Annotated in this window: 24 protein-coding genes and 1 pseudogene; 9 read left to right on the plus strand and 16 right to left on the minus strand. The window is 61.7% G+C overall.

The window, feature by feature from the left end; genetic code table 11:
• Positions 1-126: 126 nt before the first annotated feature.
• Positions 127-1,002: a LysR substrate-binding domain-containing protein gene (locus ACXX83_RS13845; RefSeq protein ID WP_458548806.1), complete on the plus strand. Its 876-nt coding sequence runs from the start codon at positions 127-129 to the stop codon at positions 1,000-1,002.
• Positions 1,003-1,135: 133 nt separating this feature from the next.
• On the opposite strand, the gene ACXX83_RS13850 is transcribed toward ACXX83_RS13845, so the two are convergent.
• The 7 genes and pseudogenes from ACXX83_RS13850 to ACXX83_RS13880 form a co-directional block, all read right to left on the minus strand.
• Positions 1,136-2,500: an MFS transporter gene (locus tag ACXX83_RS13850; RefSeq protein ID WP_458548808.1), complete on the minus strand. Its 1,365-nt coding sequence runs from the start codon at positions 2,498-2,500 to the stop codon at positions 1,136-1,138.
• A 166-nt stretch (positions 2,501-2,666) separates the two neighbouring features.
• Positions 2,667-4,100 (minus strand): NAD-dependent succinate-semialdehyde dehydrogenase, encoded by a 1,434-nt coding sequence (locus tag ACXX83_RS13855; protein WP_458548810.1) that lies wholly within the window; start codon positions 4,098-4,100, stop codon positions 2,667-2,669.
• Positions 4,097-5,131 (minus strand): aldo/keto reductase, encoded by a 1,035-nt coding sequence (locus ACXX83_RS13860; protein WP_458548811.1) that lies wholly within the window; start codon positions 5,129-5,131, stop codon positions 4,097-4,099. The genes ACXX83_RS13855 and ACXX83_RS13860 overlap by 4 nt, the downstream gene beginning before the upstream one ends.
• A gap of 10 nt (positions 5,132-5,141) precedes the next feature.
• Positions 5,142-5,654 carry a formaldehyde-activating enzyme gene (fae, locus tag ACXX83_RS13865; protein WP_429517195.1) on the minus strand — a complete coding sequence of 171 codons (513 nt, stop codon included), beginning with the start codon at positions 5,652-5,654 and terminating at the stop codon, positions 5,142-5,144.
• Between the two features lie 369 nt (positions 5,655-6,023).
• Positions 6,024-6,197 (minus strand): annotated as a pseudogene (locus ACXX83_RS13870) (pentapeptide MXKDX repeat protein); the annotation flags it as partial.
• 53 nt (positions 6,198-6,250) lie between these two features.
• Positions 6,251-7,036: a molybdopterin-dependent oxidoreductase gene (locus ACXX83_RS13875; protein ID WP_102701954.1), complete on the minus strand. Its 786-nt coding sequence runs from the start codon at positions 7,034-7,036 to the stop codon at positions 6,251-6,253.
• Positions 7,033-7,650, minus strand: coding sequence for a cytochrome b/b6 domain-containing protein (locus ACXX83_RS13880; protein WP_458548813.1), 618 nt, complete (start codon positions 7,648-7,650; stop codon positions 7,033-7,035). The genes ACXX83_RS13875 and ACXX83_RS13880 overlap by 4 nt, the downstream gene beginning before the upstream one ends.
• Positions 7,651-7,934: 284 nt before the next feature.
• Here ACXX83_RS13880 and ACXX83_RS13885 point away from each other — a divergent pair, with 284 nt between their 5' ends.
• A complete protein-coding gene (locus tag ACXX83_RS13885; RefSeq protein ID WP_458548814.1) occupies positions 7,935-8,876 on the plus strand; it encodes a class I SAM-dependent methyltransferase in 942 nt (313 codons plus the stop codon).
• Positions 8,877-8,955: 79 nt separating this feature from the next.
• On the opposite strand, the gene ACXX83_RS13890 is transcribed toward ACXX83_RS13885, so the two are convergent.
• From ACXX83_RS13890 to ACXX83_RS13900, 3 genes are all read right to left on the minus strand, one after another.
• Positions 8,956-10,299, minus strand: a complete 1,344-nt coding sequence (locus ACXX83_RS13890; RefSeq protein ID WP_015094478.1) for an MFS transporter — start codon at positions 10,297-10,299, stop codon at positions 8,956-8,958.
• 37 nt (positions 10,300-10,336) lie between these two features.
• A complete protein-coding gene (locus ACXX83_RS13895; protein WP_458548816.1) occupies positions 10,337-11,413 on the minus strand; it encodes a C45 family autoproteolytic acyltransferase/hydrolase in 1,077 nt (358 codons plus the stop codon).
• 149 nt (positions 11,414-11,562) lie between these two features.
• On the minus strand, positions 11,563-13,290 hold the full coding sequence (locus tag ACXX83_RS13900; RefSeq protein ID WP_015094476.1) for an amidohydrolase: 1,728 nt from the start codon (positions 13,288-13,290) through the stop codon (positions 11,563-11,565).
• Between the two features lie 105 nt (positions 13,291-13,395).
• Here ACXX83_RS13900 and ACXX83_RS13905 point away from each other — a divergent pair, with 105 nt between their 5' ends.
• A complete protein-coding gene (locus tag ACXX83_RS13905; RefSeq protein ID WP_458548818.1) occupies positions 13,396-14,307 on the plus strand; it encodes a LysR family transcriptional regulator in 912 nt (303 codons plus the stop codon).
• Between the two features lie 112 nt (positions 14,308-14,419).
• Here ACXX83_RS13905 and ACXX83_RS13910 read toward each other — a convergent pair whose 3' ends face one another.
• The gene (locus tag ACXX83_RS13910; protein ID WP_458548820.1) at positions 14,420-15,193 is read right to left on the minus strand and encodes a helix-turn-helix transcriptional regulator; all 774 of its coding nucleotides are present in this window, start codon (positions 15,191-15,193) and stop codon (positions 14,420-14,422) included.
• A gap of 110 nt (positions 15,194-15,303) precedes the next feature.
• Here ACXX83_RS13910 and ACXX83_RS13915 point away from each other — a divergent pair, with 110 nt between their 5' ends.
• On the plus strand, positions 15,304-16,407 hold the full coding sequence (locus ACXX83_RS13915) for an extracellular solute-binding protein (RefSeq protein WP_458548822.1): 1,104 nt from the start codon (positions 15,304-15,306) through the stop codon (positions 16,405-16,407).
• 164 nt (positions 16,408-16,571) lie between these two features.
• Entirely contained in the window at positions 16,572-17,702 is a 1,131-nt protein-coding gene (locus ACXX83_RS13920) for a DmpA family aminopeptidase (protein ID WP_407801469.1), read from the plus strand.
• A gap of 297 nt (positions 17,703-17,999) precedes the next feature.
• On the opposite strand, the gene ACXX83_RS13925 is transcribed toward ACXX83_RS13920, so the two are convergent.
• Entirely contained in the window at positions 18,000-18,620 is a 621-nt protein-coding gene (locus ACXX83_RS13925) for a TetR/AcrR family transcriptional regulator (protein WP_217835649.1), read from the minus strand.
• 165 nt (positions 18,621-18,785) lie between these two features.
• On the opposite strand from ACXX83_RS13925, the gene ACXX83_RS13930 reads away from it, so the two are divergent.
• A complete protein-coding gene (locus ACXX83_RS13930) occupies positions 18,786-19,226 on the plus strand; it encodes a hotdog fold domain-containing protein (protein ID WP_458548825.1) in 441 nt (146 codons plus the stop codon).
• Positions 19,227-19,378: 152 nt separating this feature from the next.
• On the opposite strand, the gene ACXX83_RS13935 is transcribed toward ACXX83_RS13930, so the two are convergent.
• From ACXX83_RS13935 to ACXX83_RS13950, 4 genes are all read right to left on the minus strand, one after another.
• Positions 19,379-20,101, minus strand: coding sequence for a GNAT family N-acetyltransferase (locus tag ACXX83_RS13935; RefSeq protein WP_217835650.1), 723 nt, complete (start codon positions 20,099-20,101; stop codon positions 19,379-19,381).
• Between the two features lie 207 nt (positions 20,102-20,308).
• A complete protein-coding gene (locus tag ACXX83_RS13940) occupies positions 20,309-20,893 on the minus strand; it encodes a YceI family protein (RefSeq protein ID WP_458548826.1) in 585 nt (194 codons plus the stop codon).
• A 137-nt stretch (positions 20,894-21,030) separates the two neighbouring features.
• Positions 21,031-21,702: a phosphoribosyltransferase gene (locus ACXX83_RS13945; protein ID WP_217835652.1), complete on the minus strand. Its 672-nt coding sequence runs from the start codon at positions 21,700-21,702 to the stop codon at positions 21,031-21,033.
• 233 nt (positions 21,703-21,935) lie between these two features.
• Positions 21,936-23,294 carry an MATE family efflux transporter gene (locus ACXX83_RS13950; protein ID WP_458548827.1) on the minus strand — a complete coding sequence of 453 codons (1,359 nt, stop codon included), beginning with the start codon at positions 23,292-23,294 and terminating at the stop codon, positions 21,936-21,938.
• A gap of 442 nt (positions 23,295-23,736) precedes the next feature.
• Between ACXX83_RS13950 and ACXX83_RS13955 the strand changes: the two genes are divergently transcribed.
• The 3 genes from ACXX83_RS13955 to ACXX83_RS13965 all read left to right on the plus strand — a co-directional run bounded on the left by ACXX83_RS13955 (position 23,737) and on the right by ACXX83_RS13965 (position 26,199).
• The gene (locus ACXX83_RS13955; RefSeq protein ID WP_056725158.1) at positions 23,737-24,009 is read left to right on the plus strand and encodes a hypothetical protein; all 273 of its coding nucleotides are present in this window, start codon (positions 23,737-23,739) and stop codon (positions 24,007-24,009) included.
• A 164-nt stretch (positions 24,010-24,173) separates the two neighbouring features.
• On the plus strand, positions 24,174-24,308 hold the full coding sequence (locus tag ACXX83_RS13960) for a hypothetical protein (RefSeq protein ID WP_256355847.1): 135 nt from the start codon (positions 24,174-24,176) through the stop codon (positions 24,306-24,308).
• Positions 24,309-24,702: 394 nt separating this feature from the next.
• Positions 24,703-26,199 carry a methyl-accepting chemotaxis protein gene (locus ACXX83_RS13965; protein WP_458548829.1) on the plus strand — a complete coding sequence of 499 codons (1,497 nt, stop codon included), beginning with the start codon at positions 24,703-24,705 and terminating at the stop codon, positions 26,197-26,199.
• The last annotated feature ends 88 nt before the right edge of the window (positions 26,200-26,287 follow it).

Here is a 26,287-nt window from a genome sequence, read left to right on the forward strand (position 1 = left end):
TGCACACCAAAGAACCTGTGGGAGCGGGCTTGCCCGCGATGGCGTCAGCCCAAACAACACTTGCATCGGCTCGTTGCCAATAGTCAGATAGACGCTACAAAACACATCAGAAATGAGCCCCCTCCCATGCGTCAACTGCCCTCGCTCAACATGCTGCGCGTCTTCGAAGAGGTCGCGCGGCATCGCAGTTTCAGCCAGGCAGCCCTGGAACTGAGCGTCACCCAGGGCGCCGTCAGCCGGCAGATCAAACAGCTGGAAGACTACCTTGGCGTGGCGCTGTTCGTCCGCACGCCCCAGGGCCTGACCCTGACCGAAACCGGCACCGCCCTCTCCCCGCACCTGGCGCAAGCCTTCGACCACATCGAGCGCGCCCTGCAAGCGGTGCGCGTGCCCAATCTGCGCCAACGCCTGCGCATCGTCGCGCCGCCGACCTGGGCCACGCGCTGGCTTTCCGCTCACCTGCGCGCCTTCGTTCAGCGCTACCCCGATATCAGTCTGAGCGTGACCAACCAGATGGGCCACGAGAGTCTTGCGGAAATCGACTGCCATATCCGCTTCGGCCTCGAAGCCGCCAGCCATTGCAGCAGTCGCTTACTGGTGATGGAGCGGCACATCGCCGTGGCCAGTCCGGAGTTGTTCAATGGCGAGCAGCCACCGGACCTGCGGCAATTTCCATTGCTGCACATCCTGCACGACGGCAAGCGCCTGAAGGTCTGGGAGAACTGGCTGGCGGCCATGGGCCGGGAGGATGTCGATGCCGGGCAAGGGCTGGAGTTCAGCACCCTGGACCAGGTGATCCACACCGCGCTGGCGGGCGGCGGGCTGGCGGTGATCGACCGGCAGATGATCGAAAAGGAACTGGCCAATGGCAGCCTGGTGTCGATCACCCCGGTGGAAGTGGTCGGGCCGTATGGCTATTGGCTGGATGTGGCGAATGACAAACAGGGTTTGTCGAAGGTGCGGATGTTCACGCAGTGGCTGGAACTGGTCAGCAATCCCTGACACACCAAGATCCCTTGTAGGAGCGAGCCTGCTCGCGATGGACCAAAGAACACCGCGGGGTATCAGGCTCCTCGCGTTATCGTTCACGACCATCGCGAGCAGGCTCGCTCTTACAGGGGGACGGTGGCGTTCTTCAAACCGTGGCAGCCACTTTCACTGCCACCGCAGCACCAGCTTCCACCGGGCTCTGCGCCTTGCACGCCTGGCTCAAGGTCAGGGATTTGGTCTCCGGCGCCCAGGCCCAGGACAGCAAGGCACCCAGCGCCAGAATCGCCGCGAGAATGCCCATGGTCGGGCTCAAGCCAATCCCCGCTACGCTCACCGGCAACAGGAAGGTGCTGATCGCCGAACCCAGGCGACTCACCGCCGTGGCCAGGCCGATACCGCTGGCGCGCACTTCAGTCGGGAAGCTCTCGGCCGGGAACACACCCACCAGGTTGCTCACCGCCGACAGCACCAGGGTGAACACGCCGAACACCAGCACCATCAGCCACGCCGCGCTACCCGGCAATACCGCCAGCAGGAACAACGCCAGCGCCAGAATGATGAACGAGTTGATCAGGAACCCGCGCCGGGTGAATTTGATGGTGCACCAGATGCCGATCAGTGCGCCGAGAATCAGCAGCATGTTCAACATCAGTTCGGTGCCGAAGCCCTCGGCCAGGCCCATCTTCTGCAGGATCGACGGCAGGAAGGTGTAGATGGCGAAGTACGGCATCACGATGCACACGAAGAACAGGCAGTTGAACGCCGTGCGCTTGCGGTATTCACGACTGAACAGCACCGCGTAGCCGGAACGGGTTTCGGTGGACGGGGTTTCGTCGAGTTCGACGTGCTCGCCCAGGTGTTTCCTGACTATGGCCCGGGCCTCGGCGATGCGGCCCTGATTGACCAGCCAGCGCGGCGATTCCGGGGTGCCGATACGGGCGATCAGGATCAACGCCGCGGGGATCGCCGACGAGGCCAGCATCCAGCGCCAGGCGTCGTCGCCGAGGCTGAGCATGGCGGTGCCGACGAAAGTCGCGGCGACATAGCCGAAGGTCCAGATCACGCTGAACGAACCGAGCAACACGCCACGGTGCTTTCTTGGTGCGAACTCGGCGAGCATGGCGTGGCCGACACTGAAGTCACCGCCCAGGCCGATGCCGATCAGCACCCGGCACAGGAACAGCGCCATGGCCGACTCGACGTAGAACTGCATGACCGAGGCGAGAGTGATCAGCACGAAGCTGACCAGGAAGATTTTCTGCCGGCCGACCTTGTCGGAAATCCAGCCGAAGAACAGGCTGCCGAGAAACAGGCCCATCAGGGCCGAAGCGCCGATCAGGCCCTGCCAGAATGCATCCAGCTGCATCTGCGGGCTCAGCAAGGTGAATGCGATACCGATCAGGCCGAGGATATAGCCGTCGGTGAAGTGTGCGCCAAACGTCAGGCCGGCGATCTTGATATGAAAGCGGCCGATGGGCAGGTCGTCGATTTTTACCGGTGTTACGGACATGTAAATCTCCAATTGTTGTTATTGACGGAGAAATGAAGCGTGTAACTCCTGTAGGAGCGAGCCTGCTCGCGATGGACTTGAGAACTCCGCGTGGTGTCAGGCTCCCCGCGATATCGTTGACGTCCATCGCGAGCAAGCTCGCTCCTACACAAGGGTGCCGGGGGGATTACAAACCGCCCATCAACAGGTATTTGATTTCCAGGTAGTCATCCAGACCGTACTTCGAACCCTCGCGACCCAGGCCCGATTCCTTGATGCCGCCGAACGGCGCCACTTCCGTGGAAATGATCCCTTCGTTGATCCCGACCATGCCGGCTTCCAGGCCTTCGGCCATGCGCCAGACGCGGCCGATGTCGCGGCTGTAGAAGTAGGCGGACAAACCGAATGGCGTGTCGTTGGCCTTTTGCAACACCTCGGCTTCATCCTTGAAACGGAAGCAGGCAGCCACCGGTCCGAAGGTTTCATCCTGGGCGATCAGCATGTCGCTGCTGGCTTCGGCAAGAATCGTCGGCTCGTAGAACGTACCGCCCAAGGCATGACGACGACCGCCGCACAGGACCTTGGCGCCCTTCTCCACCGCATCGCTCACGTGCAGCTCGACCTTGGCCAGTGCGGCGCCATTGATCAGCGGGCCTTGTTCGGTTTCACCGTCCAATGCACTGCCGACGCGCATGGCTGCAACGGCTTCGGCGAGTTTGCCGGTGAAGGCTTCGTACACGCCGTCCTGAATGAAGAAGCGGTTCACGCAAACGCAGGTCTGCCCGGTATTACGGAATTTCGAAGCCATCGCGCCTTTGACCGCCGCGTCCAGATCAGCGTCGTCGAACACAATGAACGGCGCGTTGCCACCCAGTTCCAGCGAGACCTTTTTCAAAGTGTCGGCGGCCTGGCGCATCAGCAATTTGCCGGTGCGGGTCGAGCCGGTGAACGACAGCTTGCGCACGATGCTCGACGCTTGCAGCGCGCCACCGATCGCCACGGCATCACCGGAAACGATGTTGAACACACCGGCCGGAATCCCGGCCTGCTCGGCCAGCACCGCCAGGGCGAAGGCCGACAGCGGGGTTTCTTCCGAGGGCTTGAGGATCATGGTGCAACCGGCGGCCAGCGCCGGACCGACCTTGCGGGTGACCATGGCCAGGGGGAAATTCCACGGGGTGATCGCCGCGACGACGCCTATGGCCTCCTTGACCACAATGATCCGCGCATCGGCCTTGTGGCTCGGGATCACGTCGCCGTAGGCACGCTTGGCTTCTTCCGCGAACCACTCCAGGAAGCTCGCAGCGTAGACCACTTCGCCCATGGCTTCGGCCAACGGCTTGCCCTGTTCGCGGCTGAGCAGCGTGGCCAGTTCCTTCTGGTTGCACAGCATCAAGTCGCTCCAGCGCTTGAGGCGCTGGCTGCGTTCCTTGGCGGTCAACTTGCGCCACGCCGGCAAGGCGCGGCTGGCCGCCTCGATGGCCAACCGGGTCTCTTCAGCGCCGGCCTTTTGCACCTCGGCGATCAGCTCGCCGTTGGCCGGGTTCAGCACCGGGTAAGTCTGCCCGCCGATGGACCATTGGCCATCGATGAAATTGCCGTGACGAATCAACGCGCTCATGCCACGGCCTCGGTCAGGTGGAAGCGCTCCTGCCCCGGACGGGCGGTACGCAGGATGCGCTTGCCGGCGGTGTAATCGTTGATCACGTCGCACGGCGTGTAGTTGCGCTCCAGTTCATGCAGTTCCTCGGCGTCGAGCCTGGTCTCCAGAGCCGCCAGGGCACTGTCGAACTGTTCGGTGGTGTCGGCGCCGACCAGCATGCAATCCACGCCCGGGTGGTTGGCCACCCACGCCTGGGCGATCTGCGCGTTGGACACGCCACGGGCGCGGGCTACACGTTGCACCGAATGGGCAATTTCGAACGAGGCTTCGTCGCTGTACATCTGCTGGGTGAAGAAGTCCGTCTGGTTGCGGGTCGACTGCGCATCGCCGGTCAACAGGCCACGGGCCAACGGGCTGAACACCGACACACCGAGGCCCTGGTCGCGGCAGAACGGGATCATCTCGCGCTCTTCTTCACGGTAGGCGCAGTTCAATTGCAGCTGCATGTTGATCGGCTTGACCCAGCCATTGCGCTCGCAGGCCATGAGGATTTTTGCCAGTTGCCCGGTGAGCATGGTCGACACGCCGATGTAGCGGGCCTTGCCGGAACGCACGATGTCATTCATCGCGCTCATGGTTTCTTCGACCGGGGTGTTGACGTCGAAGTAATGCAACATGAAGACGTCGACATAATCCATGTCCAGGCGTTTGAGCGAAGCATCGATGCTGTCCATGATGTGCTTGCGCGAGTGGCCGCTGGCGTTGATACCGCTGCGAGTGCCGTAGCCGACCTTGGTGGTGATCACCAGGTCTTCGCGCCGGGCCAGGCGTTTGACGATGCGCCCCACCACTTCTTCGCCGACCCCGGCGGAATAGAAGTCCGCCAGGTCGATGAAGTTCACGCCGTTGTCCAGCGCGTGCTTGACGATCGGTTCGCTTTTCTTCTCATCGAAGATCCACGGTTTCCAGTCCGGGGTGCCCATGTTCATGGTGCCCAGGCACAGGCGGGAGACTTCGAGGCCGGAGTTGCCCAAACGAATGTATTGCATGGCGCGGACCTCAGGCTTTTGGCGTGTAGAAAGGGTTGCTGATGTGATCGACCACATCCTTGAGCTGAGCGGTTTCCGGCTTGCCGGTGAGGGCGGCACGGATCGCGGTGCGGCAGGCGTTGTAGTTGTTCAGGTACACCGCATCGAGGTTGTCGCAGGCCGGGTTGACCCAGTTGGCGGTAACGATGGCCCACTCGTCCTCGGCTTCCGGCGGCAGGGTGCCGTCGAGCAGCGCTTCCAGAACGGCCTTGGCGATACCGGCCTGGGACGCGCCCCAGGTCGCATTGCCGTGCAGGTCGCTGCCGATCGCGGCCTTGTTCACATACAGGGTCATCGGCTTGACCGGGATGTTCGGCTGAGCGATCACCATGAACGGGCAGTGACCCTGGCTTGGCGACGCCAGGCTATTGGCGAACGCCTGCCCTGCCGGGCCGTTGCGCGGGCCGATCAGGATGTTGATGTGCGCGGCGTTCACGCCAGGGCCTTCGAAGCCTTCACCGATGTACAGGTCGAGTTCTTTCATGAATCGTTACTCTTCAGGGAGTTTTGGTTGATCAGCAGCGCACGCCAGCACGAGGCCTGGCGTGGCAGATGTCTGGGTTCGAAGAGCGCAGCAGATCGCTGGCGAAGACGCGGCAGTGATGATGAGTCATGGTTGCAAACGCTCTTTTTTGTTGTTGATGAGCTGGTTTGCGATTTTTTAACACCGGGGGTTGGCGGGGCTGTAACCATTAAAAGTCATGGGGATATGACTTCAGGTCATACCCTTTGGATCATATGAAAAAACTGTAGGAGCGAGCTTGCTCGCGATGGTGTATCAGTCAGCCCGTCATCGGCTGACACTCCATCGCGAGCAAGCTCGCTCCTACAGGGGGCGGGGTGTTCGGGATTACTGCGACATCGCGTCCTTTTTCATCGCATCTTTCTTCATCGAATCCTTGGACATGGCATCCTTGGACATCGAGTCCTTGCTCATGCTGTCGTTGCTCATCGTGTCAGCTGCAAACACGGAGGCAGCGCCAACGGCCAGGCACATGGACAGTACAACGGTGGTCAACTTTTTCATGATGAAACTCCTTGGAGCGTGGGTTGTGGAGGTGTGAAAGGGCCAGGCATTCGTCAGCTGCCACCGAACCAGTTGTAGCCCTGGTCTTCCCAGTAGCCGCCGCTGTAGGTGTTACTGACGAAAATCGCCTGAATGTGTTTGGGGTTCTTGTAGCCAAGCTTGGTGGGCATGCGCAGCTTCATCGGGAAGCCGTATTCGCGCGGCAGCACCGCGCCGTCCCAGGTCAGCGCGAGCAGGGTTTGCGCGTGCAGCGCAGTGGCCATGTCGATGCTGGTGTAGTAGTCGTCGGCGCATTTGAAGCCGACGTATTTGGCGTCGGTGTCGGCGCCGATGCGCTTGAGGAAATCGCTGAAGCGCACGCCGCCCCACCGTCCGATCGCGCTCCAGCCTTCGACGCAAATGTGCCGGGTGATCTGCTCGGTCTGGGCCATGGCACGCAGTTCTTCGAGGCGCCAGCTGCGTTTGTCGGCGACCAGGCCGCTGACCTCCAGGCGATAGCTCTCCTCCTCCACTGTCGGTGCCTCGTCGATGCCATAAAAGGCATTGAAGGGAAACGGCCGGGTGATCATCGATGCGGGATAGGTCGGCGCCATGGCGTTGGGGTTGAACAGCCAGCCCTGTACCCGGTCGTTGAAGCGCGACATGGAGGACAGCGCGGTGTCGACGCTTTCGTTGTCGGTGATGTTGCAACCGGACAACATGGCCACGCCACCGAGGGTCAGGCCACGCAGCAGGAACGAACGCCGCGAGCGGTCTTCGATTTGCGGGGCGAGGATCTTGCGGGCGTCGGTGAGGATCGAAGATTCGTCCAGCCCGGGGATCTGAATGCGCTTTTTCATGCTTGCTCCTTGCGGCCGACGATCATGGCCAACAACGTTTTCGGAACCAGCGCGACCATCAGCAGATGCACCGCCACGAAGGCCACCAACAGCGCCATGGCGAAGAAATGCACACGGCGTGCGCCTTCGTAACCGAACATCAATTCACGCAGCAGCGGGAACTGCACCGACTTCCACAACACCAGCCCGGAGAGCACCAGCAGCGTGATGTCGACCATCACGAACAGGTAGGCGACGCGTTGCACCTGGTTGTAATGGTTGAGGTCGGCGTGTCCGAGTTTTCCGCGCAAGGCGGCCCACAGGTCATGCAGCACGCCGCTGGGCGTCACCGGGAAGAAACGCCGCTTCAGGCGCCCGCTGAACAGGTTGAAGGCCAGGTAGATCAGACCGTTGATCGCCAGGAACCACATCGCCGCGAAATGCCATTGCAGCGCGCCAGCGAGCCAGCCGCCGAGGGTGATCGACGCGGGAAAGCTGAATTCGTAGAGGGGCGAGGCGTTGTAGATACGCCAACCGCTGGTGACCATCACCAGCACCGCCAGGGCGTTGAGCCAGTGGGTCAGGCGTAGCCAGCGTGGATGACTGGCCTTGGGTGAGGCAGTTGACTGCGACATGTCCGGCTCCCGTGTGTTGTTGTTCGTTGGGGCCGAGTATGAGAGCCGGAAGATCGCCAAATCCTCACGTAAAGTTAAATTAAACGTGATAACTCGCTCCTGACGAGCACCGAAAAACCTGTGGGAGCGGGCTTGCTCGCGAAGGCGGTGTGTCAGTCGACATCTGTATTGCCTGACACACCGCCTTCGCGAGCAAGCCCGCTCCCACAGGGGGATTTGTGTGGTCCGCCGGATGCGCAATTATGGTTAAATGCCGCCCCTTTCCACGCCACCGACCCGACACGATGAACCCTGAAGCCCTCGCCACCCTCGACCAGCACCTGCTGACCGCCCTCGCGGCGGCCCCCACCGAAACCCGCCGCCTGTTCCACGGCCGTGGCCGCTGCTGGCCGGGGCTGGAGCAAGTGACTGTGGACTGGTTGCAGGGCGTGGTGTTGGTGGCGTTGTTCAAGGAGCCTGAGGCCGGGCAACTGGAAGACTTGAAACAGGTGCTGATGACAATCACCCAGTCTGATCAGTGGGCGCAATCCGGCGCCCATACGCTGTTGCTGCAACATCGCTACCTGTTGCAAAGCACCACCGAATGGCTGCTGGGCGAAGTCATCGAAGAAATGACCATCACCGAGGGTGGCCTGAAGTACCGGGTCGACCTGGGCCGCAAGCAGAACACCGGGCTGTTCCTCGACATGCGCTACGGCCGCGACTGGGTCCGCGCCCATGCACAGGGCAAGCGGGTGCTGAACCTGTTCGCCTACACCTGCGGCTTCTCGGTGGCGGCCATCGAAGGCGGCGCGAGCCACGTGGTCAACCTCGACATGTCCAGCCCGGCCCTGAGCCGTGGCCGCGACAACCACCGGCTCAACGGCCACGACCTGGGCAAGGTCACGTTTCTCGGCCATGACCTGTTCAAGTCCTGGGGCAAAGTCATCGGCAAAGGCCCGTACGACCTGGTGATCATCGACCCGCCGTCGTTCCAGAAAGGCAGCTTTTTGCTGACCAAGGATTACCAGCGGGTGCTGCGTCGGTTGCCGGAATTGCTCAGCCCTGAAGGCACGGTGTTGGCCTGCATGAACGACCCGGCGTTTGGGGCGGACTTCCTGATCGATGGCGTGACTCGTGAGGCGCCGGGCTTGCGGTTTGAGCAGCGGCTGGAGAATCCGCCGGAGTTTCCGGATGCGGATGTCGAGTGTGGGTTGAAGGCGTTGGTGTTCAGGCTGGACAACTAGAAAAGATCGCAGACTGCGGCAGCTCCTACAGGGTTTTGTATTTCCCGTAGGAGCTGGCAAGGCCTGCGATCTTTTGATCTCAAGAGCGTGTAGCTAAACCAGCTACCGACGGATGCCTTCCCTCTCCCGCCACCTCATCAATCTGCGCCATGCTCAAGTGCGCGGTCTCCCTCAAGAAGAACGAGCAGACCGCCACAATCGCCAGCGCCACCGAGCCGTACACGGCTACACCCACCGCATTGTGGTGGGTGGCAATCAGGATCGCCGTGGCCACGCTCGACGCCGTACCGCCGCCAAGTGCAGCGCCGATCTGGTAGGCGGCGGACATCCCCGAATAGCGCATCTCCCGGGGGAACTGCTCTGCGAGAAAGGCCGGAATCGGCCCCTGTGTCGCTCCCATGAACGCGCCAACCGCGATGTAGGCCAGGGTCGATACCAGCAGGCTTTTCATGCCGACCAACGGGAAGAAAGCAAAGAACCCGACGGCCATGATGACCGCACCGAGGATCATGACCTTGCGACGGCCGATCCGGTCGGACAGCAGGGCAAACAGTGGCGCGGTCACCACGATGGCCACCGACAGCGAAAAATCGAAGATCAGTGCATCGGTGCTGCCGTAACCGATCTGCGTGGCGTACGACAAAAAGAACGTGCTGCCGATGTAGGCGATGGTCACGTAGCCAAACGCGATCCCCGTGCACAGCAGCATTTCTTTCGGCCGCGCCCGCAGTGCCGCGATCAGTGGCATACGCACCGGCGCCTTTTGTTCGACGCGCTGTTCAACGGGTTTTTGCAGCCGCGCATAGAGCCCGATCAACACCAGCACACCGCCCAGCCAGAAGGGAATGCGCCAGGCGAAATCGGCGAGATTATCGTTGGAGGCGACACTGACAATGCCGAACACTGCCGCGCCGAGGATGCCGCCGATGCCGATGCCCATGCTGGTGAAACTGCCCCACAACCCTCGTCGACCGGGCGGCGCCGACTCGATGCCGAACAGCGCCGCCCCGCCCCACTCACCACCGGCGGCGAAGCCTTGTATCAAGCGCAGCAACACCAGCAGAGCCGGTGCTGCCAAGCCAATCGACGAATAGCCCGGCAGGCAGCCGATCAACAAGGTACTCAAGCCCATCAGCAACAGGGTGATCACCAGCATTTTCTGCCGGCCGATCCTGTCACCATAGTGCCCGAACACCATGCCGCCCAACGGTCGGGCAAAAAAGCCCGCGCCAAAGGCGCCGAAGGCAAACAGCGTGGCGGTCAGCGGGTCCATCTGCGGGAAGAACACCTTGGGAAACACCAGCGCCGCCGCCGTGCCGTAGATGACGAAGTCATAGAACTCCAGCGCGGTGCCCATGCCGGAGACGAAGAAGGTTCTGAGGGCGGACTGCGAACCCGCCGGGGAATGACCGTAACTAGCCATATCGAGTGCTCTTTTTGTTGTTATGGAGGACGTCGTTTCAGAAGCGGTGGAAGCCGTCGCGGGCCAGCAGCATCGGGTTGCCGGCGGCGTATTCGAGGACCGCGTTTTCGCTGTCGATGCCGATGGTCAGCAGGGTTTCCCAGCGCTCGGTGGCCGGCAGGCTCAGGTCCGGATGGAAACAGATCGGCGCCTCGTCCCCGGCGTCACCGCACATGGCCCCTGCCCGGCGATTCAAGTCGCCATGGATCATGTCGACCCGCGCCGCGTTGACATGGGCCAGGCGTGCGTAGGTGGTCGATGCATCCGGCGTTCGCTCGCCAAGGCTCAGCACCGGGTCAAGGAAGTGATTGGTGTGGGTGATCCAGCCGTCTTCGCCGGGCAGGACCACGGCGATGCCGGCAGCGGACATTTCAATGCTCGCCGCCCGTGGCGCCGTATCACGGATCGAGAACACGGTCAGGACGGTCGACGCACTGACCCGCGCCGACCGCGCCAGGGCAATGGCCTCTTCAACGCTGGTCGCCTCCTCCAGGATCCGTCGGGCAATGGCGTGCACCGGCACCCCGGCTACCGCGTTATCACTGGCGTGGTGGAGGATGTTGAAGTGCAGCCCGAGGCCGGCGCTGTTCACGCCGATCTTGCCCAGCATGCCGAACTCGGTGAACAGCTTGACGGTCATGCCGGAAGGGTTTGTCAGTTGCAGCAGCATGCCGTGGGGCACCAGCGAATCGTGCCAGTCCCAGGTCTGGATGGTCCTGGGCGCATCGGCCCCCGCCGGCGCGAAGACCGCTGTCGAGCATTCGCCCTCGAGAGAGGCAGGCATCACCGCGAGGATTTCCGTGCGGGCGTTCAGGCTCGCCAGTTGCCACAGGGGAATCCCGGCGCCTTCGGCCGTGGCATGCAGTTCCTGGGCCAGGTTCGGGCTCCAGTCGGTGAGTGCTTGCAGGCTGGCTTCGCCCAGGGCGCGCACCTGTTCGGGCGCCACGCCCACCTGATTGAAAAAGTCGAGATAGAGCGCCACCGTCTTGCCGATTTGCGCCGCCCAGGTTTCGCCGATTTGCTGGCCTCGAATCTGTGGGTTGTGGGTGTCGGTGACGAAGCAATGCAGTTTCACGAGCGGTGTTCCTTTTTTGCGTGGGTATTCAACCTGTGGGAGCGGGCTTGCTCGCGAAGGCGGTGTGTCAGTCGACATCTGTATTGCCTGATACACCGCTTTCGCGAGCAAGCCCGCTCCCACAGGTACTGTGTCCGGCCTGAATGGAATCAGGGTTTAAGGGAAAAGATCTCGCGGCCGGCGAAGAAGGTCTGCAGCACCCGGGTATCGCGCAGGGCCTCGGACTTGACGGTGAAGACATCACGGTCGAGGACGATCATGTCGGCCTGTTTGCCCGGCTTGAGCGAACCGATCTGTTCTTCAAGGCGCAGGGTGCGGGCGGCGTTGAGGGTGTAGGCCTGGAACATGGTCTGGCGGTCGATGTCTTCGGCGGCGTTGAGCACGCCTTTGGGGCCGGTGCGGCTGACTGCCTGATAGATCGCCTTCCACGGATCCGGCGTGGTGATCGGCCAGTCGCTGGCGCCGGCAATGGTCGCGCCGTTCTTGAGCAGCGAACGGGCCGGGTACGAATACATGAAGGCCATGGCGCTGACATAGGGCTTGACCAGGTCCATGCTCGACTCATCGGCCATGGCCCAATACAGCTGCATCGAGGCAATCACGTTGAGGGTTTTGAAGCGGGCGAATTCCTTAGGGTTGACCATTTGCAGGTGCGTGATGGAGTGGGGAATCCCGCTTTGCCGATCCTTGCGCGCCTGTTCGATGCCGTTGAGCGATTCACGCACCGCGCGATCGCCAATCGCGTGGATGTGCACCAGCCAGCCACGGGCGTCGGCAGCGCTGACCAGCTCGCCGAAGTGCGCCGGGTCGATCAGCAATTCGCCGGATTTTTTCGAGTCCTTGTAGGGCTCCAGCATGGCGGCGCTTTGCGCCGGAACTTCCGCCACGCCGTCGGCAAAAATCTTGATGCCCGGCAGGGTCAGGTTGGGCACGCCGATAAACTGCTGGCGAACCTTGTCCAGTTCATCCAGATCGGCCGGTGTGGCTTTCGAATCGGCCATCAGCAATGCGGCCACATGCGCGGTCAGCTCGTCGCGCTCGGCCAGCGCCTTGTAGATCGGCAACACCCCCAGCGACTGATTGTTCACATCGCCACCGGGAATTTCATTGGCGATGGGGTCCATCCAACCGGTGATGCCCAGGCTTTTGTAATAGTCGAGGGCTGCACGCGCGCCCGCCATCAATTCCTCGGTGGTCGGAGGTGGCAGCAGGGCCTGCACCGGATACAGTCCGGCGTCGACCAGGAAGCCATTGGGCCGTCCATCGTCGTGATGCCCGATCGTGGCCTGCTCTTCGTCCTTCAACGCCTTGACCCGCGCGACATCCACTCCGGCACGCTGGAGCATCGCCCGGTTGGCCCACCCCGTGTGCAGGTCCCAGCCCAGAAAGAGAATCGGCGTGTCTGCCCATTCGCCCTGATTGAAGCGCTGCTCAAGCGCCTCGACCTGGCTCCAGTAAGTCGATGGCAAGCCGCCGACGCTAAGGATGTCACCGCGTTTGGCCTTGCCGTCTTCGCGCCACTGACGCAGGCGCTTTTCCAGCTCGTCGAGCGCCAGCAACTCGCCGTCCAGATTGGCCTGACGCAATTGCAGGCCGCCCTTCACCGTGTGTGAGTGCGAGTCGATAAACCCCGGCATCAGCACCTTGCCGCCCAGGTCGACGATGCGCGTGCCCGGCTGTTTGAGCCGCAGCACCTGGGCATCGGAACCCACCGCCGAAACCTTGCCGTTCTCGACCGCAATGGCCTGCTGCAAGGGCTGGCCAGGTTCGGCGGTGTACACCCTGGCGTTGTGCAGGATGAGATCGACAGCGGCCATACTTTCCATTGAGGAACAGGCCAGAGCAAGCGACGTGGCCAGAGTCAGAATCTGTTTCATGGGTGGCTCTTTATTTTTGTTGGGCTGTAGCCAAGAATATCCAAGCCGAATCGACAACTGAATGCCTGCTCCCGCACAACTTCTGTGCCTATCAGGAATAGATAAATGGATAAAATGAGTGCCCTGACCATGTTCGTCGCCACCGCCGAACAGGGTAATTTCAGCCGCGCCGCCGACCTGCTCGGCAAGACCCCGTCCGCCCTGACCAAGGCCGTGGCTCAACTGGAGGAAGAACTCGGCACGCGCCTGTTCGACCGCACCACCCGGCGCATGGCGTTGACCGAGGCCGGTCGCATCTACCTGGAAGGTGCACGCCAGGCGCTGATGCAACTGCAACTGGCCACCGAGGATGTGGAGCAGTTGCAGCATGAACTGCGCGGCGACCTGCGGATCACCGCCCCGCCCTCGTTCGCGCCGGCTTTTCTGAACCAGGTGTGCTGTCGCTTTTTGACCGCGTACCCGCAGGTCAAACTGGAAGTGGACCTGAGCGATAACTTCGAAGACCCGGTGGACGGTGGCTATGACCTGGCCCTGCGCGACGGCCCCATCGACCTGCCTGGCGTGATCGCGCAGCCGCTGGTGGAAAACCAGGTGTTGCTCTGCGCCAGCCCGGCTTACCTGGCGCGCAAGGGCGAGGATGTTTCACTGGAGAACTATCAGCAGCACGACTGGCTGATCTTCCGCCACCCGCTGCTCAACCGGCATTTCTGGTGGGTCAAGCAAGGCGAGCAACGAATTCGGCTGACACAACCGACGCCGCGGGTGGCCAGCGACAACTTTGATTTTCTGCTGGCCTGTCTGCTCGATGGGCAGGGCCTGCAGTTCATCCCGCAATGGAGTGCCGCGCCCTATCTGGCGCGGGGTGAATTGGTCGAGTTGATGCCGCAGTACTGGCGTGAACCCAGTGCGTTCGGGCCTTGGATCTACGTGCTGTACCTGGCCCACCGGCGCAACACGCGCAAAGTGAAAATGTTCATCGAATACCTCAAGGCGCATTGGCAGCAACAGCAGGCCTGAAGACCGCATAGCGCCCTTCACGAGCAGGCTCGCTCCCACAATGAAATGCAGTTCAACTGTGGGAGCGAGCCTGCTCGCAAAGGCGACGGCTTGGGCAACCAGACAATCCGGATTAATGCGGCTGCAACACCAACGCAAACAACTCGCCATGCCCATTCACGTTGAGCTTGTGATAGAGATTGCGCCGATGCACTTTCACCGTTTCCGGGGAGATGCCCATTTGCTGGGCGATGGCCTTGCTGGAGAAGCCCTGGAGAATCAGGCGCGCGGTTTCGATTTCCCGCACGGTCAGGCGGGCGTCGAAGCGATCGAGCAAGGTCGCCAGATCTCCGGCCGGCGGTTCGGCGACCGGCCCTTCCGGAGGCAGCAAATCCAGGTGTCGGCGCATCGCGGACAGCACCCAGTCACGCACGCATAGCAGGCGCCCCTGATCCTCAAGGCCAAAGCGCGTCGAACGCCCGAGGGACAGGCCGAGCACGGCGCCGTCGAGGTTGACCATGAATTGCAACTCGTCGCCACCGACCACTGTGCTGAAGTAACTCAGGTAGTACTCGCTGTGCTGGAACTGGTCGGGGGCCACCGATTCGAGGCTGTGCAAGCCGTCGGCGATGCCGGCGCACACGGCTTGATAGAATGGATCGAGCAGGTACATGCCGGCGCGGTAGTCCGCCAGTTCTTCCTGCTCGGCACTGTTGCCCTTGGCATCGAAATCAATCAGCAGGCGCGGCACGTGGCCCGGACGCATCAGCGCCACCAAGGCGTTGTCCAGCGGCACCAGCAGCCGCAGGGTATCGACCAGCGCCCGCCAGAAGCCGTCTCGCCCCACCGTCGTAAAGACCCGCGCCAGCCCCTGGTGCACCGGCAACTCTTTCAACAACGCGTCCACGCACTACCCCTTTTGAGTAACCCATGATGGGAATGGGTGAAGGTCACCCAGGTCGATACGCTGCAAACTCCTGATTACCACCGGCCGCAACAGGCCAGGAGTGCCGCATCATGAGTCGTCACCGCTTGTATTTCAATCTGGGGTTTGGCGCCTGTCTGGCGGTGTCGCTGTCAGCGCTTGCCGTCGAAGCCCCGACCGTGCACGTGTACAACTGGTACGACTACATCGGCCCCACGACCCTGCAGGACTTCAAGCGAGACACCGGGATCGCGCCGGTCTACGACACCTTCGACAGCGCCGAAGTACTCGAAGGCAAGTTGCTCACCAGCCGCAGTGGCTACGACGTGGTGGTGGCCAGCAACTTCAGCCTGCCGACCCTGATCAAGGCCGGTGCCCTCGCCCCTCTGCCCCGCTCGCAGATGCCGGACTTCAAGAACATGGACACCGATCTGCTGGCGAAACTGGCCAGCAACGATCCGGGCAACCAGTACGCCGTGCCGTACCTGTGGGGCACCAACGGCATCGGCTACAACATCGACAAAGTGCGCGCGGTACTGGGCGACAAGGCGCCGGTGGATTCCTGGGACCTGGTGTTCAAGGAGGAAAACCTGGCCAAGCTCGGTGAGTGCGGCGTGGCCATGCTCGACTCGCCGTCGGAGATGCTGCCGGTCGCCCTGCATTACCTCGGCCTGCCGCCCAACAGCACCAACCCCGAAGACTACAAGAAAGCCGAAGCGCTGCTGCTCAAGCTGCGACCGCACATTGCCTACTTCAACTCGTCGAAGTTCATCAGCGACCTGTCCAACGGCAACATCTGCGTGGCGGTCGGCTGGTCCGGCGCGATGCTCGAAGCCAAGACCACCGCCGAGCAGGCCGGCAACGGCGTGAAGATCGCCTACAGCCTGCCCAAGGAAGGCGCGCCGGTGTGGTTCGACACCCTGGTGCTGCTCAAGGACGCCCCGCACCCGGAACAAGGGATGGCCTTCATCGAGTACATGATGCGCCCTGAAGTCATCGCCCCGGTCAGCGACCACCTCAACTACCCCAACGGCAACCGCAGCGCGACCACGCTGGTGGCCGAGGCAACCCGCAACAACCCGGCCGTCTACCCGTCAGCCGAAGCCATGGCCACCCTGTTCACCCTCCAGCCCCTGCCGCCGGCGACCGAGCGCGTGCGCACGCGAATCTGGAGCAAGGTCAAAAACGGCCAATAACCCACCGCATACCCTTGTGGGAGCGGGCTTGCTCGCGAAGGCGTTGGGTCAGCCAACGTTGATAGCGACTGACACTACGCCTTCGCGAGCAAGCCCGCTCCCACAGGGGATCTACGATGCCCGAAATACCCCTTTTTTCTGCCACGAATCGAATGAGAAAACCCATGAAACCACGTGCCCGCGACCTGAACATCCAATTCGGCCAACTGCAACCCGGCCCGCTCAATGCCATCACCGACGTCCCTGGCGTGCGGATCGGCCACTGTGATGTACGAGGACGCACGGCCAACGGCCGCGACATCCTCACCGGAGTGACCGTCATCGAACCGCGTGCCGGTTCCACCAGCCAGCAACCGTGCTTTGCCGGCGTGCATGTTCTCAACGGCAATGGCGATGCCACGGGCCTGGAATGGATTCGCGAAGCGGGCTTGCTGACCAGCCCCATCGCCTTCACCAACACCCACAGCCTGGGCGTGGTGCGCGATGCGCTGATCGTGGTCGACCGCGAACAGCAAGCCGATGACGGACGGCTCTACTGGAACATGCCGGTGGTGCTGGAAACCTTCGACGGACTGCTCAACGACATCAACGGTTTTCACGTGAAGCCCGAACACGTAGCCCAAGCCGTGCACTCGGCGGCGGGTGGCCCGGTGGCCGAAGGCAATGTCGGAGGCGGCAGCGGCATGATCTGCCACGAATTCAAGGGCGGCATCGGTACCGCGTCGCGACGCTTGAACAGCGCCCAGGGTGGCTGGACAGTGGGGGCGATTGTCCAGGCCAACCATGGCATCCGCCATGAACTGCGCGTCGACGGGTATCCGGTCGGGCGCTACATGGAACAGGTCGATTCGCCGTTCCTCAAGGCCTCGCTGCCCCATCCGGGCATGGGTTCGATCGTGGTCTGCCTGGCCACCGATGCGCCGCTGCTGCCACACCAGTGCACGCGCCTGGCCCAACGCGCCAGCCTTGGCCTGGCCCGCACCGGCGGCGGCAATGAAGACCACAGCGGCGACATCTTCATCGCCTTCGCCACCGGTAACGATCACGTGCCACCGGCTGCCTACGAGAGCAAGAAAGCGCCGACCACAAACAACCTGAGCATGGTCAACAACGACCACATCAGCGAGCTGTTCCTGGCCGCCACCGAAGCCGTTGAAGAAGCCATCATCAATGCCCTGCTCGCCGCCGACACCGCCGAAGGCAACGGGCACGGGGTGCCGGGGCTGGATGCCGAAACCCTGCTCAAGGCGTTGCGCAGCGCCGGCTGGCCGGGGGATGCGACTAGCGGTACTTGAGTGAAACACTCGGTCTTTCTAGGATGAACTTACGCAGTCGCTTGCTTGTGCAAGCCGCTGCGTAGGTGGTGAGTGAACTGAACCCCTACCAAGCTCACCGCCTGCTTCATGCGCATCTTGAGCCTCGAGGGCTCTACTTCCTCCCCATCAAAGAGCTTTGAGGCTCTTTTTTTGTCTCTGGAAAACCAACACAAATCACTGTGGGAGCGAGCCTGCTCGCGAAAGCGGTGGGTCAGGCAGCATTGATGTTGGATGTGACGCCGTCTTCGCGAGCAGGCTCGCTCCCACAGGGAAAAGTCATTGTGTTTCGGGGGCGCACAACGACCGCCACGCTGCCTGCGCCAGCATGTCCCGGTACGCCCTCGGGCTGCCCTTGACCCGGCCCGACAACCACGCGCGGCAGTAACTGTCTGCCTGGCCGATGATCAACGACAGTATCAACTCCGCCGGAAAACCACCCAATTCATCGCCGTGAGCGCCCAGCCACTCCAGCAACTGCTTGTTGCGCGCCTTGTTGCGGGTGGCGAGTTCGTCCTTGAACGGCCCCTTGGTGACGGCAAATCGCGCGTGGTACTGGAACCGCGCCCACTCCGGCTGGCTATCGACCCAATCCACATAGCTGTGCACCAGCGCGTGCACCCCCGCCTGCGTGGTTTGTGCATCCGCCATGTAGCTGTCGCGCAAACGGGCCTGATCATCGAGGGCGGTAAAAAACAACGCCGCCACCAGGCCTTCCTTGTTGCCGAAATGGTGATAGATCGCGCCGACACTGGTATCGCATTCGGCGCGGATCATTTCGATGGTGGTGGCCTCGATCCCCTGTTCGTTGAACAGGCACAGGGCCTTTCTGAAGATGTCGCGCTTGAGTTCGGCGCGTCGTCCGGGGTAGCAGCGTTCGAGCAGATCGGCGGTATCCATGCTGAAAAACAGTCCGCAAAAGTCATGAGTGGAGGCTGGCGGTTGCCAGCGAACAAGTGGCGTCAGGTTGACAGATTTCCTTTCAACAGAATACTGTTCCGTAACAGAACATTATTCTGTTACGGAAACTTGCTCTGTAAACCATCATCCTCAAGAGGCAAAAAAATGAGTCAGTTCCTCAGCATGTTCAACAGCGCAGGGCCAGAAGCGTTCAGCAAATTGGCCTGCCAGGTGGCGCCCTACTTCTCCACCATCAACCCGCTGGTCCAGGATTTGCGCAAAGGCTCGGCCACCGTGCACGTGCCGTTTTCCCGGGAAATCACCAATCATTTGGGTTCGGTGCATGCGATAGCGATGTGCAACGCCGCCGAGCTGGCCGCCGGGATGATGACCGACGTTTCCATTCCCGCCGGCGCCCGCTGGATTCCCAAGGGCATGAGCGTCGAATACCTGGCCAAGGCAAAGAGTGATGTGACGGCGGTAGCCGAAGGAGATGCAGTGGACTGGACCTGCGAAGGCGACAAGATCGTGCCGGTGGACATTCACGATGCCGAGGGCAAGAAGGTGTTCACGGCGCGGATTACCATGAATGTGAAGCTGGCCTAAACGCTGACCGCCTCTCGCGGAAAACTCGGTCCCTGTGGGAGCGGGCTTGCTCGCGAAGGCGTCGTGTCAGTCGCCATAAATGTTGGCTGACACACCGCTTTCGCGAGCAAGCCCGCTCCCACAGGGAAATTGTGGTGTTTAGTTGAATGCGGTCAGACCAGGCGCAACCGGGGGCCAGACGCCGGCACTGCCTCATCCCCCAAACGCTCGCGCACACATTCATTGGCCTTGCGCGTCAACTGGTCCAGATGCCGGTCGCGCTGTTTTTCCGCGTCGGTCATGGCCCGCTTGCCGTGCTTTTGCAGCAGATAGGTATGAATCTGCCGCACTTCCAGCGAGCTGTAGATCGACGCCACGTCCAGCAGCGCCATCAAGCCACCGGTACTGTGGTCGCGGGTATTCATCAACACCTGGGTCGCACGCACGCCCACCACCTGAAAACCCATCGCCTCGAAATACGGCACCTTGGCCACCGCGCAGGTCAGCTCGGCATGGGGATAGCGGCCGACCATTTCCCGCAGCATCCGTCGTGCCACACCCTGGCGCCGATACTCGGCCTGTACAGCCATGTACGCCACGCCACAGGCTTCGGGGTCGTCCTGCACCGGCAGGTACAGCAAAAAGCCGAGCACCTTTTGCGGATCGTCTTCGTCCGTGGCAACGATCAACTCCACGGCAATGCCTTTTTCACCGTTCAGAGCCTCCAGGTACAGGTGCACCTCATAGCCGATCGCGTATTGATAGAGGTTGTACAGCAGGTTGCTGGGCGGGATCGCGACCATACTGATGTCGGTCAGGTTGTCGACCACCATCTGCAGGATCTGGCTATTGATGTGCTCGGGGCACGGGGTCTTGAAGTGGCTGATCAGGGGCATTGCGGTGACAGGCTCCGGGAGGCATGGGCCGCCTATCATAACGCGCCTGACACTTGCGGTCCGAGCACGAAAACACGTCCATGTTGCTGCGCTGGGATGTCAAGCACCTCCTGACCGTATTTCATACCTGTAAACGCTGTCTCCGGTTTAAAACGTAAAGGATGTCTCCGGCTTCTACCCGAGCAAGCCTGCGAAGGTAACCTCCCGTCACCGCTGTGGCGCCACCATCCGAAAGCGGATATTGATCTCGTTGGACACCATACTGCTCGCCCACTCGCCCTCGCCTATCTTGAAGTCATTACGCTTGAGCACCAGTTGGCCTTCGAAGATGCCGATGGAGCTCTCCGACTTCAGCAGCACCGGCACACTCACTTCCCGAGTGAGCCCGCGCAGGGTCAGTTTGCCGGTGAAGCTGTAGCGGTTATTGCCGAGGGCCTTGACGGACGTCGATTTGAACGTCGCCACCGGGTACGTCGCGGTATCGAACCACGCCGGCTTTTGCAGCTCGGTGTTGGCGTCGCTGCTGCCGGCGTCGATGCTGCTCAGGTCGATGGTCAGTGCGGCATGTGCGGCACCCGGGTTATCCGTGTCGAAGTCGAGTTTGGCCTTGAACTTGCCGAAGGTGCCGTAGGTTCTCGAACCCATCTGCTGATAGGTGAAACTCAAGGTACTGGCCTTGGCGTTGACTTCCTTGTATTCCACGGCTTCAGCGAACGGCACCAGGCTGAACTGCACCAGGCCGAACACCAACGTGCCACCCAGAGCGACACAACGCGCGGATCGAAAGTTCATGGCGCTCTCCGGGAGGGCTCCCGTCTTGAGTTGGCGTGCCGTACACAAAGGCCGACACCAGATGGACTAAAGCAAACATCCGGCGTTTATTCCACCTCGGCCGTTCAATTGCGACCACCTGCCGATGACCGCCAGCGCTACCCGCACGCCTCGCGTTGCCACGCCCGCCGCAACAGTTCGATCACCTCGGCATCCGAAGTCTGGGAAAAGTCCATGTACCAATGGCCAATCGAAGTGAACCACTCGGGCATCAGCGGGCAAACCAGTTCATCCACCTCGCGGCGCAGCGCCTCCACCGTCTCGATCGGCGCCACCGGCACCGCCACCACGATGCGCGCAGGTTCCTGCAGCCCCAGCGCCTGGATCGCCGCCCGCATCGAAGCGCCGGTGGCCAGGCCGTCGTCGATCAGGATCGCCACCTGATCCTTGAGCTGCACCGGCGGCCGCGTGCCACGGTAGACCTGCTCGCGGCGCAGCAACTCGCGGCTTTCCCGTTCGACCACGGCATCGAACGCCGCACGGTCAATCGGGTGCACCCGCAGCGCCTCTTCATTACGAATCCGGATGCCACCGCTGGCAATCGCACCCATGGCGTACTCCGGGTGGGATGGCACGCCGAGCTTGCGCACCAGCATCAGGTCCAGGCGAACCTTCAGCGCCGTGGCCACCTCATAAGCCACCGGCACGCCGCCACGGGGCAAGGCCAGAACGATGACATCGGGGCGATTGGCATAAGGCAGCAGCGGCTCGATCAAACGCCGCCCGGCCGCTGGCCGGTCTTGCAGGATGGAATGGGACAAGGGGCTCATGTGAAAACCTCCCCAGGCGATTGCGCCTGACTTTTTCAGTCACACCGTCCTTTTGTGGCAAGGGGCTCTGTGGCAGGGGCTTTTGTGGCGAGGGGGCTTGCCCCCGTTCGAGTGCGAAGCACTCGCTAACACCGTTGATCATAAGATTTCTGGGGCCGCTACGCAGCCCAACGGGGGCAAGCCCCCTCGCCACAGAGTTCAGTGAACAGCATGCCCCTCCCGACGCGTCCCGCCTACACCAACCGCTCAATCTTCTGATGCTGCCACACCAGTTTGTAATACAGCGTCTGCAACACCAGCATCCCCAGATACGCCACCGGAAACGCCATCCACACCCCTTGCAGCCCGAACTTCGCATCCAGCAGATAGGCCGCCGGCAACTGCACCCCCACCACGCAGACAATGGAAATCGCCACCGGCACCATCACCGTGCCGCTGGCGCGCATGATGCCGCCTATGATCGCCTGGAAGCCAAACACCAACAGGCTCCAGAGCATGATGTGCAACAGGTGCTGGGCCATGGTCCGCGTCGCTTCTTCCGTGAGGAACGACGCCAGCAGCCAATGCGACAACAAATACCCGAGCACCACCAGACCACCGGTCAGGCACACATTGATCATCAACCCCGTGCGCAGAATCGGCCCCATGCGTTCGATGCGTCCCGCCCCAATCGCCTGCGCGCCAAGAATCGATGCGGTAATCGCAATCGACAGCGCCGGGAACTGCACGTAATTGACGATCTGCGTCACCGCGCCATAGGCCGCCGTCGCCTGGGAACCGTGCTGGTTCACCAGCGCCAGAATCACCAGCTCCGACAGCGACAACACCACCATCTGCAACCCGGTGGGCAAACCGATGCGCAGCACCTTGCCGAGAATCGCCATGTCCAGCTTCATCGCCGCAAAAAACTCACGGTCCGGCGCCAGCGGATGGCCCTTGCCAACCAGCCGCCACGCCAGCAACCCCATCGCCACCAGGTTACCCACCAACCCGGCAAACGCCGCACTCTGAATCCCCATCGGCGGCAAGCCAATCCACCCGCGAATCAACGCCGGCGTCAGCGCCAACCCGACCATGGTCGACACCACCAGCGCCAACAACGGCGACAAGGTATCGCTCACCCCGCGCAGCAGTTGCGTGAACAGCACAAACACCAACAGCGACGGCATGATCCACAACATCACATGGGCATACGCCACCGCATCGTCCAGCACATCCGCCGGCGTCCCCAACCCCACCAACGCCGACCGCGCAAACACACTGCCCACCACCGCCGCCGTCAACCCGATCAACACCCCCAACAACAAGGTTGCCCCGGCGATCGCCTTCACCAGATGCGTCTCCCGCGCCCCCCACGCCTGCCCGATCAACACCCCCGCGCCGGCACCGAGGCCGATCACCAGGGCGATGAAGAAAAACACGATGGGGAACATCCCCGACACCGCCGCCAGCGCCTGGGTGCCAAGCATCTGGCCGATGTAGATGCTGTTGACCGTACCGGACATGGATTGCAGGAAGTTCGACAGCACCATCGGGGCGAGGAAAAACAGGTAGGTTTTCCAGAGAGGGCGTTGGGGGTTGGGGGTTTGCATGGGCGAAGATCCATCTCGACGGCAGTAGCGATGATTAAGGATAGCGTGGGTGGCTGAAACCAAGGGGCGATGACCATCTCAGGTCTGTGTCTGGATTTCCAGCGACCTGAGGTGAAAGGTCTGAAGTTTCATCCTCAAAGGTCCTACACAAAGCTCGGAATGCCTCACCTTCCCGCGCTGATCTCGTGCGGCTTATAGTCGGCGCCGTCGCCCTAATGGCGATTCGGGTTTGGCGACCTGACCTCAGAGAATGCGAAGGCTATCCGCTTTATTGCAGGTATCATCGCACCCGCAAAGCCGCTGTTATGGCGGCTGTGCGCGGGAGACCTTCGGGTCTGCCGGTTTTCTCTGTGCCGGTTCGCCAACCTGCGCACAGCTGCCACCCATTCGTTTGGCGACGACTGAGTGACGGCCTTGAGCCAATCAAACAGAGATCTTCACAATGAATCGATACATGCCTCTCACCGGAATCGACCTGGTTCCGGCTTCCCTGCTCATCGACACCCAAGCCCCGCTCGACGTTCTGCAAGCCATGGCCGATTACCGGATTCGGACGGTTACGCAGGTGCTGGAAAACATCGCCTACCGATCCGAGCTCGGTTGCGACACGGTGGTGTTGGAAGACTTCGCCAAATTGCTGGTCATTCCGTTGCGCGATGGTTGTGATTTGATGGATGTGATTGGCCGACGCCTGCGAGCACAAGCAGCGGAGTAAACGAAAACGGGTGCCTATTCAGGCGCCCTTTTTGCGCTGCGTGAAGACGGTTCTGATCACTCACAACACCTTCCCCCAAGTGCCAAACGCCCCTGCCAACAGTCAATTAGCTAAACTTCATGAGTAAACCACTTCGCGAAACCCTGAATGTCAGGAGGCGAACCATGAGCAAGCAACCTCAACCCCAAAGCCGCTCCAACCCCCAACCCAGATCCCGTCCGTTGGTGCCGAACCTGCCGAGCAAAACCGGCAACAAGTCCGGTGGCTTGCGCGGTAACTATCCGCCGAAGAAGTCGTAATTGCCTCGGGTGTACGACAGGCTTTGCAATGGAGCCTGTCGTACACCCCGTCACTTCAGCATTACTTGCCTCTATATCGGACATTGTTTTCCACAAGCGACGTCGTTCCGGCCAAGAATGATGGCCAAGGGCTACGCTCCACACGGTTTCTCAAATGCACCTCGTGCATGCCGGCAATCGATTTGTCTCAATGGCTTAAGCGATAAAAATCCTGTGGCGAGGGAGCTTGCTCCCGCTGGATTGCGCAGCAGGCCCTGCTTTTCAGGTGAAGAGCTGGGGGCCTCGCAGCCCAGCGGGAGCAAGCTCCCTCGCCACAGGGTCGATGTCAGGCTTGTCTTCCGGTATCAGTCCACCCCCTGCTTCTTCCCGGTTCGATTACATGGAGTAAGCGTACATGCCCTTCCCCCCTCGTTTCCTCGACCACTACCGCAAAGCCGACCGCATCATGCTGGGCCTGATCTGGTTGATGTTCGCTTTCGCGGTGGGCCTGGCGTTCTGGCACGACACCTTCAAGCAGGCGCTGCTGGTGGGTGGCGGTACCAGCGTGTTGCTGACGCTGGTGTATCGCGCCATCGGCGGTTCTCGGTTGATGCGCTGTTTGCTCGGCACAGGCTTGATGGTGATGGCGGCGTTGCACATCAATCAGGCCGAGGGGGTCATTGAGTCGCACTTCGGGATTTTTGCGTTGTTGGCGGTGTTGACGTTTTATCGGGACTGGCTGCCGATTCTGGTGGCGGCGGTGACGATTGCGCTGCATCACGTGGTGTTTCATGTGTTGCAGCATCAGGGGTTTCCGGTGTTCGTGATGGCGCATCACGGTGGCTGGACGATGGTGTTCGTTCACGCCTTTTATGTGCTGATGGAAACGGTCGCGCTGCTCTATCTGGCGGTGCACAGCCAGGCCGATGCGGTGGAGAGCCAGGACATGCTGGACAAGATGCTCGCCGCTACTTCGCAGCTGACAACCGATCCCGGTCAGGGTGACAAGGCGCGGGTGCATGTGTCGCTGGCGCAACGGTTCGATCAGTTCCTGATGCAAATCACCGCGCTGGTGGACGGGGTGGTGCGTGACTCCAACGGCTTGGGTCAGTTGGGCCAGGAGTTGGCCAAGGCCAGCAACACGCTGGAGAAAGGCGCCAAACATCAGTTGACGGAAATCGCACAGATGACCGGGTCGATGCAGCGCATGGGCGATGCGATGGAGCACATCGTGGTGCAGGTCGAGCATGCCGTTGCACATGCCGGCCAGGCCAGTGTGCAGATCACCCGCGGGCAGGAAAGCGTGAACCGCGCGCGGCAGGAAATCACCCAGCTGGCTTCGCGTCTGGAAGGCACCAACCAGACCGTGCAGGTGCTGGCCGGGCAGGCGCAGCAGATCGGTACGGTGCTGGAGGTGATCAGCAGCATTGCCGAGCAGACCAACTTGCTGGCGCTCAACGCGGCGATTGAAGCGGCGCGTGCCGGCGAGCAAGGCCGCGGCTTTGCGGTGGTGGCCGATGAAGTGCGCAGCCTGGCGCAGCGCACGGCGGTGTCCACCAAGGAAATCCGGACCATTATCGAGGCCTTGCAGCAAGGCAGCCGCAAAGCCGTGGAGGCCATGCAGGACAGTCGCGAAGGTGTGGAGCGCTGCGTCGAGGACAGTCAGTTGGCGGCAGCGATGTTGCAGGCGGTCGGCAGCGACATCTCGCAGATCGATGAACTCAATGGGCGAATTTTCACGACGACCCGCGAACAATCCACGGCGAGTGTCGAGATTGTCGGGCGCTTGCAGTCGGTGCAGAGCATCGCGCAGAACACGGCGGATGATGTGCAGACGCTGGCGTCGAGCAGTCGGCGCTTGCCGCCTATTGCGACTCGGCTGGATGCGTTGGGGCGCACGTTTCATCAGTGATGCTCGACGCGGGAGGTTGTCCGCTGGTCGAACCGACTTGCTCTACAGATTCTTAATACCTATCTTTGAGTCTATAGAGGCAAGACAG

The sequence above is a fragment of the Pseudomonas sp. GNP012 genome (genome assembly GCF_054343835.1).

What these genes read in the sequence shown, in the direction of transcription:
- ACXX83_RS13845 (WP_458548806.1), top strand. Translation starts at nt 127, where the DNA reads ATGCGTCAACTGCCCTCGCTCAACATGCTGCGCGTCTTCGAAGAGGTC.
- ACXX83_RS13850 (WP_458548808.1), bottom strand. Translation starts at nt 2,500, where the DNA reads ATGTCCGTAACACCGGTAAAAATCGACGACCTGCCCATCGGCCGCTTT.
- ACXX83_RS13855 (WP_458548810.1), bottom strand. Translation starts at nt 4,100, where the DNA reads ATGAGCGCGTTGATTCGTCACGGCAATTTCATCGATGGCCAATGGTCC.
- ACXX83_RS13860 (WP_458548811.1), bottom strand. Translation starts at nt 5,131, where the DNA reads ATGCAATACATTCGTTTGGGCAACTCCGGCCTCGAAGTCTCCCGCCTG.
- fae (WP_429517195.1), bottom strand. Translation starts at nt 5,654, where the DNA reads ATGAAAGAACTCGACCTGTACATCGGTGAAGGCTTCGAAGGCCCTGGC.
- ACXX83_RS13875 (WP_102701954.1), bottom strand. Translation starts at nt 7,036, where the DNA reads ATGAAAAAGCGCATTCAGATCCCCGGGCTGGACGAATCTTCGATCCTC.
- ACXX83_RS13880 (WP_458548813.1), bottom strand. Translation starts at nt 7,650, where the DNA reads ATGTCGCAGTCAACTGCCTCACCCAAGGCCAGTCATCCACGCTGGCTA.
- ACXX83_RS13885 (WP_458548814.1), top strand. Translation starts at nt 7,935, where the DNA reads ATGAACCCTGAAGCCCTCGCCACCCTCGACCAGCACCTGCTGACCGCC.
- ACXX83_RS13890 (WP_015094478.1), bottom strand. Translation starts at nt 10,299, where the DNA reads ATGGCTAGTTACGGTCATTCCCCGGCGGGTTCGCAGTCCGCCCTCAGA.
- ACXX83_RS13900 (WP_015094476.1), bottom strand. Translation starts at nt 13,290, where the DNA reads ATGAAACAGATTCTGACTCTGGCCACGTCGCTTGCTCTGGCCTGTTCC.
- ACXX83_RS13905 (WP_458548818.1), top strand. Translation starts at nt 13,396, where the DNA reads ATGGATAAAATGAGTGCCCTGACCATGTTCGTCGCCACCGCCGAACAG.
- ACXX83_RS13915 (WP_458548822.1), top strand. Translation starts at nt 15,304, where the DNA reads ATGAGTCGTCACCGCTTGTATTTCAATCTGGGGTTTGGCGCCTGTCTG.
- ACXX83_RS13920 (WP_407801469.1), top strand. Translation starts at nt 16,572, where the DNA reads ATGAAACCACGTGCCCGCGACCTGAACATCCAATTCGGCCAACTGCAA.
- ACXX83_RS13925 (WP_217835649.1), bottom strand. Translation starts at nt 18,620, where the DNA reads ATGGATACCGCCGATCTGCTCGAACGCTGCTACCCCGGACGACGCGCC.
- ACXX83_RS13930 (WP_458548825.1), top strand. Translation starts at nt 18,786, where the DNA reads ATGAGTCAGTTCCTCAGCATGTTCAACAGCGCAGGGCCAGAAGCGTTC.
- ACXX83_RS13935 (WP_217835650.1), bottom strand. Translation starts at nt 20,101, where the DNA reads ATGCCCCTGATCAGCCACTTCAAGACCCCGTGCCCCGAGCACATCAAT.
- ACXX83_RS13940 (WP_458548826.1), bottom strand. Translation starts at nt 20,893, where the DNA reads ATGAACTTTCGATCCGCGCGTTGTGTCGCTCTGGGTGGCACGTTGGTG.
- ACXX83_RS13945 (WP_217835652.1), bottom strand. Translation starts at nt 21,702, where the DNA reads ATGAGCCCCTTGTCCCATTCCATCCTGCAAGACCGGCCAGCGGCCGGG.
- ACXX83_RS13950 (WP_458548827.1), bottom strand. Translation starts at nt 23,294, where the DNA reads ATGCAAACCCCCAACCCCCAACGCCCTCTCTGGAAAACCTACCTGTTT.
- ACXX83_RS13955 (WP_056725158.1), top strand. Translation starts at nt 23,737, where the DNA reads ATGAATCGATACATGCCTCTCACCGGAATCGACCTGGTTCCGGCTTCC.
- ACXX83_RS13960 (WP_256355847.1), top strand. Translation starts at nt 24,174, where the DNA reads ATGAGCAAGCAACCTCAACCCCAAAGCCGCTCCAACCCCCAACCCAGA.
- ACXX83_RS13965 (WP_458548829.1), top strand. Translation starts at nt 24,703, where the DNA reads ATGCCCTTCCCCCCTCGTTTCCTCGACCACTACCGCAAAGCCGACCGC.